The following is a 15,218-nucleotide window of genomic DNA, read 5'->3' on the forward strand; positions in this document are numbered from 1 at the left end:
TTAAGATTGAAAGACAAAGCAACCAATCTGCTAAGACTAACAGCTTCATTGATGAAAGCCTTTATCCTTTTTATCACGGCGTTGCTTCCGGGGATCCCCTAAGCGACCGAATAATTATATGGACCCGGGTAACTACAGGAGAAGAAAGAGCTCTAAACATCAATTGGGTAATGGCTTTAGATCCGGAACTCAATCAAATAGTCAAATCTGGAACAGCAAGCACGGATATCAACCAAGACTATACCATAAAAGTAGATGTGGATGGTTTACAGCCCTCTACCACATATTACTATCAATTTTCTGTAGATGGATATTATTCTCTTGTCGGAAGAACCAAAACTGCTCCTATTGAGGATGTAGATCAATTAAATTTTGCCGTAGTGTCCTGTGCGAATTATCAAGAAGGCTATTTCTCTGCCTACAGAAAAATAGCCCAACGAAGTGATATTGATGCGGTGATTCACCTTGGTGATTACATTTATGAATACGAAGAAGGTGGATTTGGAGATAGCCGAGATCATGAACCCGAACATGAGATTATTACTTTAGAAGACTACAGGAGTCGTTATTCGTACTATCGCCTGGATCCCGACCTTAGAGCTGTACATCAACAACATCCTTTTATTACCGTTTGGGACGACCATGAATTTGCCAACAATGCCTATAAAGATGGTGCGCAAAATCATCAACCAAGTACAGAAGGCCCATGGAATGAAAGAAAGGAAAATGCCTGGCAAAGTTATTTTGAATGGATGCCCGTTCGTAAACCTAATTCCGAAAATTATCAAATTTACCGTAAAATTTCCTACGGAAATTTAGTAGACCTCATTATGTTGGATACACGAATTGAAGGTAGAGGGGAACAGCCAGCCACGGAGGAGCTGGAAGTAGCTAAAAATAACTTCATTTCCACCTTAGAAAAAGCTCAGAAAAACTCCATAGGTCAGCAAGAACTGAAAGAAGGTCTTAGAAAATATTTGCCACAACTTTTAAATGTGCGCAAAGATAAAACCACTAGCAGTGGCGATCATATCTCAGAGCAAGAGTTAGAATTTATTGTAGAAAAAATTGGGAATTGGGCTCAGGTGAAGCATCCCAATTCAGGAAAAATTCTTTTGCCTAATCAGGATAAAGATTTTGAAAGGTTCCAAAATCTCGTCCAAAAATCCAGAAAGCCTTTAACTACTGGTAAATCGGGGCAAAAGGGTCAATCTTTCTTCTGGCCAAAGGAAGACCCCACCATTTTAGGGAAGGCTCAATTCCAATGGTTAAAAGAGGAACTTCAACAGTCTTCTGCTAAATGGAAAATTATGGGAAACCAAGTCATGATGATGCCTTTTCAAGGATTTCCAAGTACCGACTCATGGGACGGATATGAAGAAGAAAGGGATCAGCTCCTTGAACATATTGAGGAAAATGATATTGAAAATGTAGTGGTGGTAACCGGTGACATACATATGACCTTTGCAGGGGACATTCCTACTTCCCTAACTAAATATACATGGACTGGAAAAAGCGCGGTGGCAGTTGAATTTGTTACGCCAAGTGTCACATCCGGTAATTTGAATGAATTCGCGAACCTTTCAGGGACTTTCTTGAATTGGCTTTTACAATTATTTAACCCCCATATAAAGGGTTCGGATTTGACGAATCATGGCTATATGCTATTAAACGTAAATGAAATCCGAATTCAATCCGATTGGTATTATGTAACGGACACTAAAAAACAAGATGCAGAGGAATTTTTCGGACAAAGCTGGTATGTAAATACTGGAACCCCTAAAATTCATGAATCAGAAGAACCTGTAGCAATGGGTAAAGCAGAAATACCTTTAGCTCCATTATCATCTCCCAATAATAGGATTAACCCTTTAAAAGAATCACAGTCTCTAATTTTAGTGGGAGGATACCCGAACCCAGCAAGGGAATATATCAACATTCACTATCTATTACAGGAAAAAAAGGACCTTGAATTGCAATTGGTAGATATGAACGGAAATGTGGTACGGCAATCAGGAAGTTTACTTCAGGAAGCGGGAGCATACACTATACAGGTAAAAACCTCAGATTTAAAAAATGGTATGTATGTCTATAGTCTGAGTACAGGAAAGAAAACGATTACTAGAAGAATTCTTGTGAAGAATTAGAACTTATCAATGATGAATAATGAAGTAACTAAAAATTATTTCATTATTCATCATTTGTCATTCCCTCCAATAAAATTATAAAACCCGGTCCCAATCTTTCCAAACCGCTTCATAACCCTGAGCCTGAATCATTGCCTCTATTTCTTTTGGCGTACGCTCATCGGATATCTCAAATTGCTCTAGAGATTGTGGTTCTATGGCATATCCACCAGGATTTGTTTTAGATCCCGCACTCATTGAGGTTATCCCTAGTTTAATGATGTTATTTCGGAAATTCTCTGTCTCCCGAGTGGAAATGGAAAGTTCCACCTCCTCATTAAACAAACGGTAAGCACAAATCAACTGTACCAAATCCCTGTCAGTCATTTCCACTTTTGGTTCCAAACCTCCCGAAAATGGCCTCAGGCGTGGAAAGGAAATAGAATATTTGGTTTTCCAGTATTTTCTCTCCAAATAACCTAGATGCAAAGCTGTAAACAGGCTATCAGTACGCCAATCTTCTAACCCAAAAAGGGCTCCTAGCCCGATTTTATGAACCCTGGCTCTCCCTAATCGATCTGGGGTCTCCAAACGGTAATTAAAATTGGATTTCTTTCCTTTGGGATGATGCTTTTTATAATCTTCTTTATGGTAAGTTTCCTGATAAACCAGCACCGTATTTAAGCCTAAAGAAATTAAATCCTCATAATCTTCTTGATTTAGGGGCTGAACCTCCATAGAGATATGAGAAAAATGGGGACGAATCAGACTTAGTACATTTTTAAAATAATTTAGCCCCACCGTTTGATTTGCTTCACCTGTAACCAAAAGGATATGATCATAGCCCATGGCCTTGATCACCTCTACCTCCCGAAGAATCTCATCATTTGTTAAGGTTCTTCTCCGTACCTTATTGTCTAGGCTAAAACCACAATAGGTACATATATTCTGGCATTCATTTGACAAATACATGGGAGCATACATTTGTATAGTTTTGCCAAATCGCTTTTGGGTCAGCTGATGACTCAAAGCAGCCATATCTTCCAGATAAGAGTAGGCTGCAGGAGATATCAATGCTTTAAACTCTTCTATTCCACGTTTTTCACTATTTAAAGCTTGCTCAACATCTTTGTTCGTTTTAGCATAAATAGAAGTTTTCTGTTCTTCCCAAGAATGTTGTTCGAAGATCTCTACAAAACTATTCATCTGCTCTATTCATTTAAAAAAGATGTAAAAGGGCTACTTGCCTGGGCATGATTAATGGGTTGGGCTAATTTGGCTTCAAAGGCCATCCTACCCGCTTCCACCGCTAATTTAAAAGCCTTTGCCATATTTACAGGATCAGAAGAAACAGCAATAGCTGTGTTCACCAACACGGCGTCAGCACCAATTTCCATGGCTTTAGCCGCATCCGAAGGACTTCCAATTCCGGCATCCACCACCACCGGCACATTTGATTGCTCAATTATAATTTGGAGAAAATCCAGAGTTTTCAAACCCTTATTACTTCCAATCGGAGAGCCTAAAGGCATGACGGCTGCAGCTCCAACTTCCTCCATTCTCTTACATAGCACAGGGTCAGCATGAATATAGGGTAACACCAAAAAACCCAGCTTGGTTAATTCCTCAGCAGCTTTCAAGCTTTCAATGGGATCAGGCAACAAATATTTTGGATCGGGATGAATTTCTAATTTCAACCAATTTGTCTCTAATGCCTCCCTTGCCAATTGGGCTGCAAAAACGGCTTCTTTTGCCGTTCTAACGCCGGATGTATTAGGCAATAAATTAAATTGAGGAGCCTTCAAATGACTCAGGATATCGTCCTTCTGATCATTGGCATCTACCCTTTTTAGGGCTACGGTCACCAATTCCGAGCCTGAAACCGTCAGGGCTTCCTCCATTTGTCCCGCAGAACTAAATTTTCCTGTCCCCGTAAAAAGACGGGATTCAAAACTCTTATCAGCTATTTGTAATTTCTTCATGATACAACTTTTTCTTCAAATCTGTTACCAACCGTAACTTGTCTTTGGCCTGGGTAATTAATCCGGACACGGCAATACCGTGCAGCCCAACATCTAATAGAGTCTCCACATCTTCACTTAAGATCCCACCAATCGCAATAACAGGCACATCAACTCCTTGTTGCTGGGCCCGGTTTATGATATCCTTGTACCCTTCAAGCCCCAATACAGGACTTAATTTTTCTTTAGTAGTAGTAAAACGAAAAGGTCCCAATCCAATATAATTGACTCCTGACTTACTCAATGTTTCTAAATCTTCAAAAGTATTGGCCGTTCCTCCAATTATGACTTCCTTTCCTAAGATGTCTCTTGCTTCAGAAGGTGGCATATCTTCTTTTCCCAGGTGAACCCCCTCTGCCTGTATCTCTTTGGCAAGCCAGACATGATCATTAATAATCAGGCGACTTCCGTAAAACTCACATATCTTTTTGGCCTGCTGCCCTAATCGTCGGGCTTCCTCCTCTGTTTTACTTTTTAACCGAAGTTGAATCCAATCACATCCACTTTGGCAAGCTTCCTCAATGTTTGCCAAATGGTCTTTTGCTTCATTTTCCTGCGATATATACTGTAGTTTACCAATCATAATTGTCTGAATTAGTATTTCTAGGATAATGGGATTTCAATATTCCTTCTCTATTCTCCAATGTTCTTTGAGGGTTTACCATATTACTATGATAACCCAATAAACCTTCATTGCTAGCTAAAAACTGAGCTGTATATTGCTTACCCTGCCGACACGCTTCCAGCAAATTACCCCCTAATGCCAAATTGGCTGTAATAGCAGAAGACAACACACAACCAGAGCCATGCTTTGGATATGACAGTACCTTATCTGCTTCCAATTGAACACATTCCTTTCCATGAAATAAATAGTCAGTTCCCTTCTCCTCTTCGTTATGCCCACCTTTTAATAAAATTGGACAATATTCAGCAATTTGCTGACAACCGACTTTTACAGGTACATCAGGAGTGATGCGTTTCAATTCCTCATAATTAGGGGTGAGCAAAGAAAGGTTTCCTAAAATGCTATTCAATTCTTTTAATCCCAAAGTACTATGAAAACTAAATCCTGAACTTGCTTTCAGAACGGGATCCAGTACGACTTTTAATTCACTGTTTTGTGTATTCAAAAACTCGAGCAATTGATTCAACACTGACCAATTTTCAACAATACCAATCTTACAATGTTGGATGGGGTATTTTTGAAAAAGTAACTCGGCCTGCTCAAAAATTTGCTCCAAAGGAGTCCAATAAACACTTTGAAAGTGACTTTCGTGTTGAGCCGTAAGAGCTGTACAAACACCTAGACCATACACCTGATGATTTTCTAAAGTTTTAATATCAGCCAGTAAACCCGCACCTCCACTGGGATCAAATCCTGCGATACTTAATACATAAGGTTGTTCTGCTGACATGCTTTCTGTAATGCTTTAAATTTTTCAATTGCTTTATCCGGCCTGTGCCATATCGTACCTAAAACCGCTACTTCCTCAAACCCCCAAGCTTTGCATGTGGGAATTCGCGACAATTCCACCCCCCCAAGGCCAACCAAAGCAGCTCTAATTTCCGGCTTTATGGATTTAGGCTCCCAAATCTCCTTAGGCTTATAGCCCACTTTGGAAATACTTTCAAACAATGGGCTAACCAAATAATAATCAAATGCCGGTAATTCCTCTTGAAATGCCTCCTTTTGGTGGAAGGCAGAACCTATTTTTTTTCCCATTTCCCTGACCTCCATAATTAATCGATCACATTCCCTCTTACTTAGTGATCGCCTATGGAGCTCAGTAAGATGAATCCCTCCCAAATTAAAATCATAGGCCAACTGAAAATGCCCATGGATAATAATTTTCTGTCTGTATTCCTCCTTTATTTTGGAAAGAAAAGTAACAATACTTTCTTTCTCTTCCTCAGGTTTACGCAGGTGAAAACATTTCAAGCCCAGGTCAAAAAGAGCATTTACCAGTTGGCTCTCTTCTTCAAAAAAATCCGGACTTGATATTACTCTTAGTTTCATCTGAATTTTAATTAGTAAATTGGCTATACAGAACCTCCCAGGAGAAAAATCAATATTAATAAGAGCTTATTTTTCCATCACCCAATTAACTGACAGTAGTTCTCATAAAATGTTATGGGTAAAAACCTTACCTTAAACTTTCTATTATTTTTTCCAAATCCATAACCTTAGCAAATCCCTTTCTTAAAACCTGCAATTCAGGCTCCTGCATAGCAGGATTATCAGTTGCGGTTACATCACTCCCAAAGATTACTTTAAACCCTCTTTCATACCCCTGACGGGCTGTGGTACCACAGCAATAATTTGTTAGGGTCCCACAAATAATAATTGTATCCTTTTCCAGGTTTTTAAGTATTGTTTCCAAAGGAGTGTCATAAAAAGCCCCATAGGAAGGCTTATAAATTACAATTTCATCCTTTTGAGGTGCTAATTCATGCCAGACTTTGACATCTTTAAACCATGAGGGATCATTCCCAAGTTGGGGATATCTATTAGGCATCAACTCCCCTGTTTTGGGCCTATCTTTAAATAAATGGGTATCCTTGAAGGCGGTATAGATCACAGGAACATCCTTACTCCTGCAATAATCAATTAATTTCCTTATTTTTGGCACTTGACGAGTAGCTTCCGGAATCCAAGAAGAGGTCCATTCAGGTTTCACAAACTCATCCTGCATGTCAATCACAATTAAAGCGCACCTATCGGTTTTAATTTCAAATTGGACATCGCCATTTTGGTAAGCTTCATTTACGACTTCAGAGATTATATCTTCTGTATATTTCATATTTCTTTAGAATTTTACCTAAGCCAAGACCATTTTTCATAATCCTGGCTTTAGACTAAAAATTCAATTTAATGTTTTGGAGTAGGGAACTACAAACCACTACAAATAGATCTCCCCTCCCTTTTCAGAAAATTCCTTGGCTTTTTCTTCCATTCCGGAGTTCAGAGCCTGTTCCTCCTCTACCCCATTTTCTTTAGCAAAATCCCGTACTTCCTGAGTGATTTTCATTGAACAGAAATTAGGACCACACATGGAACAGAAGTGCGCTACTTTTGCCCCTTCAGCAGGCAAAGTTTCATCGTGAAACTCTTTGGCGGTGTCAGGGTCTAATGACAAATTGAATTGATCTGCCCAACGGAATTCAAACCTTGCTTTACTGAGCGCATTGTCTCTATATTGAGCTCCTGGGTGTCCTTTGGCTAGATCAGCCGCATGTGCAGCAATTTTATAGGTGATTACCCCGTCTTTTACGTCTTTTTTATTAGGCAGTCCCAGGTGTTCTTTAGGCGTCACGTAACATAACATAGCAGTACCATACCAACCTATCATGGCTGCTCCAATACCGGAAGTAATATGGTCATAACCTGGAGCAATGTCCGTGGTCAATGGCCCTAAAGTATAGAAAGGAGCCTCACCACATTCTTTAAGCTGCTTATCCATATTCTCCTTTATCATATGCATTGGAACATGACCAGGCCCTTCAATAATGGTTTGTACATCGTGCTTCCAAGCAATTTTTGTAAGCTCACCCAAGGTTTCCAATTCCGCAAACTGGGCAGCATCGTTGGCATCGGCCAAACTTCCCGGACGTAATCCGTCCCCTAATGAGAATGCTACGTCATAAGCTTTCATAATCTCACAGATTTCCTCAAAGTGGGTGTAGAGGAAGTTTTCTTTATGATGAGCCAAACACCATTTCGCCATAATGGAACCTCCACGAGAGACAATACCCGTTACCCTCTTTGCAGTCATAGGCACGTAACGCAACAATACCCCCGCATGAATAGTGAAATAATCGACTCCTTGCTCAGCTTGCTCAATTAAGGTATCTCTAAATATTTCCCAAGTTAGGTCTTCCGCTTTTCCATTTACTTTTTCAAGGGCCTGATAAATAGGTACCGTTCCTACCGGCACCGGAGAGTTCCTGATTACCCACTCCCTCGTTTCGTGTATATTTTTTCCAGTGGAAAGGTCCATTATGGTGTCGGCACCCCAACGGCAAGCCCAAACTGCTTTTTCCACTTCTTCCTCAATACTAGAGGTTACCGCAGAGTTACCAATATTTGCATTGACCTTAACCAAAAAATTTCGGCCTATAATCATTGGCTCAGATTCGGAGTGGTTAATATTAGAAGGAATCACTGCTCTTCCTGCAGCTACCTCATCTCGGACAAACTCAGGGGTAATAAAGCCTTTAGGGGTATTGGCACCAAAACTATTACCCGGATGCTGTTGCCCTAATTCCTTTACCTCTTGAATCCGCTGATTTTCCCTAATAGCGATATACTCCATTTCAGGCGTAATAATTCCCTTGCGAGCATAATGTAATTGGGAAACATTTTGACCTGGTTTAGCTTTTAATGGCTTCTGAATATGAGCGAATCGTAAAGCATCCAGCTTTGAATCATTAAGCCTTTCCATTCCATAATCAGAACTGATTTCCGTTAGTCTTTCTACATCCCCCCTATCCATTATCCACTGTTCCCGAAGTCTCTTTAAACCTTTGTGCACATCAATTTCAACTTTAGGATCGGTATAGGGACCACTAGTGTCGTAAACCGTGACAGAGGGGTTCTTTTCTGTCTTCCCTGTGAAATGTTCTTTGGTATCGGTAAGAGAAATTTCTCTCATTGCCACTTCTATGTCATGGATCTCTCCTTTGACATATACTTTTTTTGAAGCCGGGAAAGGATCTCTGCTGATCACTTCCTGAGCAGGAATTTTATCTGCTTTCATAGGAGTTGGTAAAGAATTAATATTTGTGATTTAAGAAATACAAATTCGAAATAGCCTAAGCTTAATGATTAAAGACAAACGTTAAAGTCCAATTTATAATCAACTAAACCTGTCATATCTATTTCTCCCTATCATCGTTGTCCAATAATGGTTTTTTATTTAGGGATGTAGAGTTGAGTCTTAAAACTAAGACAGTTTGCACCTCAACTTTTATCCACCCTGGGTGGCGGTGATCAAGATAACAGCATCTTTATCATTTAGGACATAATTCTCCCAATTAGCTTTTGGAATCACCACATCATTTACGGCAATGGCAATACCTCCTCTGCCGGAGAGCTTCATGTCTTCCAGCAACTTTGATAAATTAACTGAATTTTGATACTGACAAGGTTGATCGTTTACAATTAAGTTGAGCATTTTTCAATGGTTTTTACTTAATAATAAACTTCAGGTAGTGTAGTGCAGAAAGGCCTGTGAGTTAAAATGCTGTTTTAACAAAAAATATAAAAAATCAACTCACTTAACTTTTCCCTACGGCAGTACGAACTGCATCAGGTCTGAGGGTATCATCTCAGTTCCAGTTTATTACACAGGAACACCCCTAAAGCTTGAGCCAAAGTTAGAGGATATATGGTAATATGAAAAAATTTTACCAACTATTTTAGACTTTAAATTCTGTAATCTTCCAAGAATGCCAAACATCTGAATTTCCCCTATGCTTTTATTTTATTAATCGCAAGGCCTCTTTATGACTTAATTTATGAAGTTGGGTTTTGTTGGCAAATTCCACCACCCAGCTGGGATTTGTACGACTATATTGTCTTAATATCCAACCAATGGCTTTGTTAATAAAAAATTCATTGGAACCTAAAAGCGATTGAATAACATAGCCTAAAAAATCTGCGTCTAATTGCTCTTTATAGTTTAATTGAAACAAAAGAGCCGAGCGTTGCAACCATTTGTTTTTAGAAGCAATCCATTGTTCCACATATATTTCTCTTTGTCCGGGAAATCTCTTTAAATAATCTCCCATTAACTTAGAGGAAATAAAATCTACCGTATCCCACCAGGACTTATGGGTCACCATATACTCAAAAAGTTTAATATCATCCTCCTCAAGTTTCGACCTATATTTATAAGCTAACTCCTGGGAAAAAAATTGGTATTCCCTTTCTGCTTTGCTCCAAAGTATTTTCACTATTTCTTCCACCTTTTCCTTTGGAGGTAAAGATTCTTTGGCAAAAAAAGGTCTTTGAATTTCCCGTCTTAAAGTTGTTTTAATACCAAAAAATTCAAACTGGTTTCTCATATACGCCTTTTGCCCCATGGCAATTTCAGGATTGGCTTTTCTCGCAAACTCTTCTGTTAATGTGTCGATGTAATCTTTCACTCTTTTAAATTTTTCGGTCCTAATATTTTTAAGAAATAGATCATCAATTCGAGACAATCTATTTCTTTATGTTCAAGAGTTTAAATATTAATTTCAATTTGGTTAGTTAACAAGCCCTTACCTCCGGCCATTAAACTTTTTATTTGGCCATCTTTGACTTCCAGATCAACAATTATTAAACTAGGAGATGGATTAGGCATTAAATATCCTTGACTAATAGTAAAATGCGACCTATTTTTTTTCAATATATCATGTATATAGGCAGCAAGCGGCCCTGCGGCCATTCCCGTTGCCGATTCCTCTTTAATTCCATATCTTGGAGCGAACATCCTGGCATGTGCATCTCTTGTAGCATCCTCCAAATCTAAGGCAAAGGCATAATAACCGATCAAATCCAATTCATCACTTACCTTTGAAATCAATTCAAAATTTGGTTTCAATTCCTTCAAGATCTTTTTGTTTCTTACCCCTATTATTAAAAAAGAATTCCCCGTGTTTACCCCAAGAATAGGAGCATTGGGAATTAAGTCTAATGAATTTATACCCAAAGATTCTAAAACAAGGTCCTCCCTATCCTTTATTTCTAAATAATTAGGAGCTTTTTGCTCCATAAAAGCTAATTCATCAACCATTTTAATTTTTCTAATGCCATCAATGGTTTCTTTGGAAGCTTCAACATTTTTTAATTTTTTAATTTGACTTAAATATGAAAATGTGGCGATGGTGGCATGTCCACAATGTGCAATTTGTTTGCTAGGTGTAAAGAATTCTAATTTAAAATCAGCTCTTTTCGAATTTGAAACAAAAGCTGTTTCAGATAACCCGACCTTGGAGGCTATTTTTAATTTGTCTTTGCTTGACAAATCATCTGCATCTAAAACTACTCCTGCGGGATTACCCCCTCGCTCCTTCTCAACAAAGGCATTAAGAATTTGTACTTGAATTTTCTTTTGTTTGTCCATCTTTTGATTGTCCATTATTGAAATTTAAACATCGATTTGGTGGATGGACGCAGAGCAATTAAAAAAGACTCAAAAAAATCAAGGAAATTATTATTCGTAGTCAATTATTTTTCCCGTTGAATCTGATTCCACCTTAGGACAATTTAAAATACTCTCTTTTAACAAATCCTTGGCCCTTTGCACCCTGGATTTGGCTCCTGAATAGGAAATCTGTAGATGTTGAGCTAACTCTTTTTGAGAATATTCTTTAAAGGAGGTTAATATAATAGCTTCTTTATATTGAGAAGATAAAAGGTTTATTTTTTGGTTAATGCAGTTATTTAGCTTCGCATAATCCAAACTTTCATTTTCATCTTCAGGAAGATCAATATGCTCTAGGGGAATATTCTTTTTGTTTAAGCTACGATAGTAATCAATTATGGTGTTCCTAGTAATTTGGTAAACCCAAGAGGTAAGTTTAGAAGTTTCCCTTAGCTGGTGGATCCTTAATTGAACTTTCAAAAAAACTTCTTGTAGGATATCATTTGCCACTTCCTTACTTTTCACTCTATTGTATATGAAGTCAAAAAGCTCTTCATTTAAATCTACCCAAATCTTCTTAATCTCATCTTTCATAAAGATAAAAGTTTCCCCCCTTGCCTTTAATAATTTGTTTAACCAGCAATTTTTTGAATGGCTGTCTACCTAAAATCTCCTTGAAAGAAATAGTAGCCTATTAAAATATTTGAAAATTTATTTCTCGCAATTATGAAAATACAGAATTCAAATTAAAACGACCTGCTTCCCATGTTTAACATCAACCAATAATTGAACTTTTTACTAAAGTTAAATAAAAAGACAAGTTTTTGAATTAAAGTTTAATTGCTTTTTCGAAACCCTTTAAAAGAAATGTATGTACATTATAAAAAATCAATTCTTAACAACTATGCATATCAAAAATTTTCCATTACTAATTGTTCTCCTATTATTTGGCCTTAGTAACTGCCAAGGAAAAAATTCCACCTCTGATTCTCAATCTCCAGAAAAACCAAAAAATTTAGAAAACTTAAAAACGGCTTATTTCGCCAGCGGTTGTTTTTGGTGTGTGGAGGCCATATTTGAAGAAGTAAAAGGAGTAGAAGAGGCTGTTTCAGGTTATTCGGGAGGAGATTCCCCCAACCCTACTTATGAAAAGGTAAGCTCTGGAAAAACTCGCTATGCAGAAAGTGTAGAGGTTTATTATGATCCCCAAAAAGTGAGTTATGAAACATTATTGAGAGTATTTTTTGGTTCCCATGATCCCACCACCCTCAACCGGCAAGGACCAGATGTTGGCCCTCAATACCGTTCAGTTGTTTTTTATCAAAATGAAAAAGAAAAAGAACAAACGGAAAACTACATCAAGGACTTAAATGCTTCGGGCCAATACAAAAGTAAAATTGTGACGGAAGTCGTTCCTTTTGAAAAATTCTATCGAGCAGAGGAATATCACCAAAATTATGAAAAAAGGCATCCCAATAATCCCTACATCCGAAATGTCTCCATACCACGAATAAGGGCTTTCGAAGCTAAATTTCCCGAATTATTAAAGAGCAAGGATTCTCACTGAATCCTTCTCCTCTTTCATTAGGCCAAATCATAAAATCAGAATTCTAATTTTATTTTAATTTCTCCTATTTAAATTCCCACTATATTTACAATCATCGAATTAAGAAAAATTTCATAGGATAATTGTCAAAAGGGTTTGCCCAATTGGCATTTCCATTAAACTCAACCTTAGAAAAGTAACTCATTCTTTTTTCATTAAAATCAATGAACTTATGAGTACATATAAATTTGTTTTGTTGTATGAAGAATCGCCCTAGCCAACTTCAATACATCTGGGGATATGACCATAAATATTCGTCGTTAATTCCACAATTTTTATTCCCTCCTCAGGGAATGGAATTACCCGCCCCTTATTTATTTGCCAATCCCCCATATGTTATGTAATAAGAATCAACAGAGGTATAAAAGCATTTGATCACCTTCTAATTATCAAGGGGTGAAAGCAATATTGTCACTTAAATTTGCTAATTGAACAAAGATATAGCAGAGCACTTGGTAAGTCGAATATTTTAGCCTCCCCTTTTTAACTGGAATTTTCAGAAGGAGATCAAAAGTTTCAAGGGCTTTCAAATTCCAAGGAAAAAAAGCCAAAGGGCCAAATTTTTCCATAGGGGATACATGTGCATATACCTTAAGAGTTCTTAATCATAAAATCCACATTGTAAAAAAATAACCCCTAAGTTTTAAATTAATCCGTGATCAATTGCCCCTATTGGGTTTCTTGGATGCTATTTGGTTGACAGGAGAACCGATAAGTTATTTATTTTCAAACCTTTAGCCTACCAGTTAAAGGTCTTCACATCACAGAAGTACTAAATCAATTAAACAACCTACTCTTTTATATTAAATAAATTTTTACCACTAAATTTTTTAAAATTATGTTGACCAATTTTTTCAAAAAAACACTCACTGTCTTTAGTGTATTGGCCATTGTGCTAATGGCCAGTTGCCAATCGGATTTTCAAAATCAACTTGATCAGGCCTCAGTAGCAAGTCAATTTAATTCAACCCCTGGAAGGTACATCATTACCTTAAAAAAGAATGAATTTGATCAAGAAAACCCAACCTTTAAAAGGAGAAGGGCATTCCTTGAAAGGGTAGCACAAATGAGATCAATTGTTGCCAATATGGTTGGGAACCAAGACAATGAATCGGCCGTTGGGCATGTCTACACCAAAACCTTCTATGGTTTTTCGGCAAGATTGAGTGCAAAAGCACTTGAAAGGCTGAAACAAAACCCTCAGGTAGCCCACATTCAGGAGGATAAAGAAATTTCTCTAGTTCCTGTACAGGCAAAAATTGTAAGCATGCTCAAAAACGGCTCAGAAAAGGCAATAGGTAACCCAGTTAGTGATCAGGAAGAAACCGATATTGATCGATTTGTGTCGGGAGAACAATTAATTCCTTATGGAATAGAAAGAGTGGGAGGACCACAGGATGGAACAGGGAAAACCGTTTGGATAATAGACACAGGAGTAGACCTGGAAAATATTGAACTAAACATAGATCAAGAAAGAAGTATCAATTTAATTACCCAAACAGATTTCTTAGGAAGACCGATTAATAATCCACAACCGGCCACTGCCCAAGATGACAATGGGCATGGCACCCATGTAGCAGGAACCATAGCGGCCAAGAATGATAACATCGGGGTTTCAGGCGTGGCGGCAGGAGCTACGGTAGTTGCAGTAAAAGTCTTAGATGCCCAGGGAAACGGATATGACTCTGACGTAATTGCCGGAATTGATTATGTAGCAGAAAATGCGGCTCCTGGAGATGTTGTCAACATGAGTCTTGGAGGTGAAGTGAATCCTGATTTTGAGGGAGATACAGGAGATGACCTGGCTGTAAAAGCCGCTGCTGACAAAGGGCTTATTTTCGCTATTGCCGCAGGAAACGATGCTGTGCCGGCTGTAAACTTTTCTCCAGCCAGAGTAAGTTATGAAAATGTTTATGTGGTTTCGGCCATGGATGTTCATGATGAATTTGCAATTGGTTTCTCCAACTATGGTGACCCCATTTCATATTCTGCTCCAGGAGTAGCTGTTTTATCCTTGTGGCCTGACAACCGAGTTGCACAATTAGATGGCACCTCAATGGCAAGTCCACATGTGGCAGGTGTATTGTTAATGACTAACAATAATCCCCATACGGACGGAACGGTAAAAAATGACCCGGCACCTCCAGCCGATCCTATCATACATTTATAAATTTTGCTGAGAAGGAATAAAAAATTCTCATGAACAGTTGAATAGTAATTTGAATTTCACAAATTACCCAATGTATTTTTATCAAAATCCCCCTAATAATAATCCTTTAGGGGGATTTTCAAAGATATACTTTCCACCTTCTTTTAAACCAAATCCTTTCTAAAT

At 38.1% G+C, this 15,218-nt stretch carries 14 protein-coding genes and 1 riboswitch; of the genes, 3 read left to right on the forward strand and 11 right to left on the reverse strand.

What is annotated here, in order from left to right; translation table 11 throughout:
- Positions 1 to 2,147: T9SS type A sorting domain-containing protein (locus E1171_RS19585; RefSeq protein WP_155207755.1), on the forward strand; the 2,147-nt coding region annotated here is incomplete at its 5' end.
- 75 nt (positions 2,148 to 2,222) lie between these two features.
- Here E1171_RS19585 and thiH read toward each other — a convergent pair.
- From thiH to E1171_RS19640, 11 genes are all read right to left on the reverse strand, one after another.
- Positions 2,223 to 3,332 (reverse strand): 2-iminoacetate synthase ThiH, encoded by a 1,110-nt coding sequence (thiH, locus tag E1171_RS19590; RefSeq protein ID WP_155207756.1) that lies wholly within the window; start codon positions 3,330 to 3,332, stop codon positions 2,223 to 2,225.
- Between the two features lie 5 nt (positions 3,333 to 3,337).
- A complete protein-coding gene (locus E1171_RS19595) occupies positions 3,338 to 4,108 on the reverse strand; it encodes a thiazole synthase (RefSeq protein ID WP_155207757.1) in 771 nt (256 codons plus the stop codon).
- The gene (locus E1171_RS19600; protein ID WP_155207758.1) at positions 4,086 to 4,730 is read right to left on the reverse strand and encodes a thiamine phosphate synthase; all 645 of its coding nucleotides are present in this window, start codon (positions 4,728 to 4,730) and stop codon (positions 4,086 to 4,088) included. The genes E1171_RS19595 and E1171_RS19600 overlap by 23 nt, the downstream gene beginning before the upstream one ends.
- The gene (locus E1171_RS19605) at positions 4,720 to 5,562 is read right to left on the reverse strand and encodes a hydroxymethylpyrimidine/phosphomethylpyrimidine kinase (protein ID WP_155207759.1); all 843 of its coding nucleotides are present in this window, start codon (positions 5,560 to 5,562) and stop codon (positions 4,720 to 4,722) included. The genes E1171_RS19600 and E1171_RS19605 overlap by 11 nt, the downstream gene beginning before the upstream one ends.
- On the reverse strand, positions 5,535 to 6,164 hold the full coding sequence (locus tag E1171_RS19610) for a thiamine phosphate synthase (RefSeq protein WP_155207760.1): 630 nt from the start codon (positions 6,162 to 6,164) through the stop codon (positions 5,535 to 5,537). Before E1171_RS19610 ends, E1171_RS19605 begins: the two co-directional genes overlap by 28 nt.
- A 127-nt stretch (positions 6,165 to 6,291) precedes the next feature.
- Entirely contained in the window at positions 6,292 to 6,948 is a 657-nt protein-coding gene (locus tag E1171_RS19615; RefSeq protein ID WP_155207761.1) for a cysteine hydrolase family protein, read from the reverse strand.
- A gap of 99 nt (positions 6,949 to 7,047) precedes the next feature.
- Positions 7,048 to 8,904: a phosphomethylpyrimidine synthase ThiC gene (gene thiC, locus E1171_RS19620; protein ID WP_155207762.1), complete on the reverse strand. Its 1,857-nt coding sequence runs from the start codon at positions 8,902 to 8,904 to the stop codon at positions 7,048 to 7,050.
- A 210-nt stretch (positions 8,905 to 9,114) separates the two neighbouring features.
- A complete protein-coding gene (thiS, locus tag E1171_RS19625) occupies positions 9,115 to 9,321 on the reverse strand; it encodes a sulfur carrier protein ThiS (RefSeq protein WP_155207763.1) in 207 nt (68 codons plus the stop codon).
- Between the two features lie 94 nt (positions 9,322 to 9,415).
- Positions 9,416 to 9,517, reverse strand: a riboswitch (TPP riboswitch).
- 108 nt (positions 9,518 to 9,625) lie between these two features.
- Positions 9,626 to 10,294 (reverse strand): DNA alkylation repair protein, encoded by a 669-nt coding sequence (locus E1171_RS19630; protein WP_187696544.1) that lies wholly within the window; start codon positions 10,292 to 10,294, stop codon positions 9,626 to 9,628.
- Between the two features lie 80 nt (positions 10,295 to 10,374).
- On the reverse strand, positions 10,375 to 11,271 hold the full coding sequence (locus tag E1171_RS19635) for a PhzF family phenazine biosynthesis protein (protein ID WP_222931547.1): 897 nt from the start codon (positions 11,269 to 11,271) through the stop codon (positions 10,375 to 10,377).
- Positions 11,272 to 11,346: 75 nt separating this feature from the next.
- Entirely contained in the window at positions 11,347 to 11,871 is a 525-nt protein-coding gene (locus E1171_RS19640; RefSeq protein WP_155207764.1) for a sigma-70 family RNA polymerase sigma factor, read from the reverse strand.
- Positions 11,872 to 12,148: 277 nt separating this feature from the next.
- Between E1171_RS19640 and msrA the strand changes: the two genes are divergently transcribed.
- Both msrA and E1171_RS19650 read left to right on the forward strand, forming a co-directional pair.
- Entirely contained in the window at positions 12,149 to 12,844 is a 696-nt protein-coding gene (gene msrA, locus E1171_RS19645; RefSeq protein ID WP_222931548.1) for a peptide-methionine (S)-S-oxide reductase MsrA, read from the forward strand.
- Between the two features lie 877 nt (positions 12,845 to 13,721).
- A complete protein-coding gene (locus E1171_RS19650) occupies positions 13,722 to 15,053 on the forward strand; it encodes a S8 family serine peptidase (protein ID WP_155207765.1) in 1,332 nt (443 codons plus the stop codon).
- Positions 15,054 to 15,218 lie beyond the last annotated feature (165 nt).

This window comes from Xanthovirga aplysinae (assembly GCF_009711365.1).
In the GTDB taxonomy this organism is placed as follows: Bacteria; Bacteroidota; Bacteroidia; order Cytophagales; family Cyclobacteriaceae; genus Xanthovirga; species Xanthovirga aplysinae.

What these genes read in the sequence shown, in the direction of transcription:
- thiH (WP_155207756.1), bottom strand. Translation starts at nt 3,332, where the DNA reads ATGAATAGTTTTGTAGAGATCTTCGAACAACATTCTTGGGAAGAACAG.
- E1171_RS19595 (WP_155207757.1), bottom strand. Translation starts at nt 4,108, where the DNA reads ATGAAGAAATTACAAATAGCTGATAAGAGTTTTGAATCCCGTCTTTTT.
- E1171_RS19600 (WP_155207758.1), bottom strand. Translation starts at nt 4,730, where the DNA reads ATGATTGGTAAACTACAGTATATATCGCAGGAAAATGAAGCAAAAGAC.
- E1171_RS19605 (WP_155207759.1), bottom strand. Translation starts at nt 5,562, where the DNA reads ATGTCAGCAGAACAACCTTATGTATTAAGTATCGCAGGATTTGATCCC.
- E1171_RS19610 (WP_155207760.1), bottom strand. Translation starts at nt 6,164, where the DNA reads ATGAAACTAAGAGTAATATCAAGTCCGGATTTTTTTGAAGAAGAGAGC.
- E1171_RS19615 (WP_155207761.1), bottom strand. Translation starts at nt 6,948, where the DNA reads ATGAAATATACAGAAGATATAATCTCTGAAGTCGTAAATGAAGCTTAC.
- thiC (WP_155207762.1), bottom strand. Translation starts at nt 8,904, where the DNA reads ATGAAAGCAGATAAAATTCCTGCTCAGGAAGTGATCAGCAGAGATCCT.
- thiS (WP_155207763.1), bottom strand. Translation starts at nt 9,321, where the DNA reads ATGCTCAACTTAATTGTAAACGATCAACCTTGTCAGTATCAAAATTCA.
- E1171_RS19635 (WP_222931547.1), bottom strand. Translation starts at nt 11,271, where the DNA reads ATGGACAATCAAAAGATGGACAAACAAAAGAAAATTCAAGTACAAATT.
- E1171_RS19640 (WP_155207764.1), bottom strand. Translation starts at nt 11,871, where the DNA reads ATGAAAGATGAGATTAAGAAGATTTGGGTAGATTTAAATGAAGAGCTT.
- msrA (WP_222931548.1), top strand. Translation starts at nt 12,149, where the DNA reads ATGTACATTATAAAAAATCAATTCTTAACAACTATGCATATCAAAAAT.
- E1171_RS19650 (WP_155207765.1), top strand. Translation starts at nt 13,722, where the DNA reads ATGTTGACCAATTTTTTCAAAAAAACACTCACTGTCTTTAGTGTATTG.